The organism is Pseudomonas juntendi (genome assembly GCF_009932375.1).
Classification (GTDB): domain Bacteria; phylum Pseudomonadota; class Gammaproteobacteria; order Pseudomonadales; family Pseudomonadaceae; genus Aquipseudomonas; species Aquipseudomonas juntendi.
Genome location: NZ_BLJG01000223.1, coordinates 1 through 1,369 on the forward strand (window position 1 = coordinate 1; position 1,369 = coordinate 1,369).

Genomic DNA, 1,369 nt, shown 5'->3' on the forward strand with positions numbered 1-1,369 from the left:
GGCAAGCTCGACCGCCGCGCCTTGCCGGCGGCGGATGCCAGCCTGCTGCAACAGGCCTATGTCGCCCCGCAAAGCGAAATGGAACAGCGCATTGCTGCTGTCTGGGCCGAGGTGCTGCGTCTGGAGCGGGTCGGCTTGAGCGACAACTTCTTCGAGCTGGGTGGCGACTCGATCATTTCCATCCAGGTGGTCAGCCGTGCCCGTCAGGCCGGTATTCATTTCACCCCCAAGCAGCTGTTCCAGCACCAGACCGTGCAGGGTCTGGCCCGTGTGGCGCGCGAGGGCGGCGCGGCGCCGCGTATCGACCAGGGCCCGGTGCAGGGCGGCATGCCGCTGCTGCCGGTACAGCAGTGGTTCTTCGGCGAGGTGACCGACCAGGCGCACCACTGGAACCAGTCAGTGCTGCTGCGTCCCACTCGGGTCTTGCAGGCGGCGACCGTCGAGGCGGCCTTGCAGGCTCTGCTGGTGCAGCACGATGCGTTGCGCCTGCGCTTTACCCGCGAGCAGGGGCAGTGGCAGGCCAGTCACGGTCAGCCTGGCCAGGCCAAGGACCTGCTCTGGCAGCGGCAGGCCGCCGACCAGGACGCGCTGCTGGCACTGTGTGAAGCGGCGCAACGCAGCCTGAGCCTGGAAGGGCCGCTGCTGCGTGCTGTGCTGGTCGGTATGGGTGACGGCAGCCAACGCTTGCTGCTGGTGATCCACCACCTGGTCATCGACGGCGTGTCCTGGCGCGTGCTGTTCGAGGACCTGCAACAGGCCTGCGCGCAACTGGATGCGCAGCAGCCTGTGCGGCTGCCGGCAAAAACCAGTGCCTACAAGGCCTGGGCCGAGCGGTTGGCGGAGCACGCCCGTAGTGACGCCATGGCGCGCGAGCTGGCCTGGTGGCAAGGCCAGCTGGCCGATGCTCCGCAGGACCTGCCGTGCGCCAATCCGGCCGGCGGCCAGCAGAACCGCCATGCCCGCAGCCTGCATACGCGGCTGGACAGCGAGCTCACCCGGCAGTTGCTGCAGCAGGCCCCGGCGGCTTACCGCACCCAGGTCAACGACCTGCTGCTGACCGCGCTGGCCCGGGTGGTGTGCCGCTGGAGCGCGCAGCACACCGCGCTGATCCAACTTGAAGGGCATGGCCGCGAAGACCTGTTCGACGACATCGACCTGACTCGCACCGTCGGCTGGTTCACTACCTTGTTCCCGCTGGCCCTCACGCCTGCGCAGGACCTGGCAGGCTCGATCAAGGCGGTCAAGGAGCAACTGCGCGCCGTCCCCGCCAAGGGCATCGGCTACGGCATGCTCCGCCACCTGGGCGATGCGGCGGTGCAGGCCGGCCTTGCCGCGTTGCCGGTGCCGCGTATCACCTTCAACTATCTGG

General features: G+C 68.6%; 1 protein-coding gene. It reads left to right on the forward strand.

Annotated elements, in window-relative coordinates; all coding sequences use genetic code 11:
• Window positions 1–1,369: condensation domain-containing protein (locus GYA94_RS22580; RefSeq protein WP_255326976.1), on the forward strand; the 1,369-nt coding region annotated here is incomplete at both ends.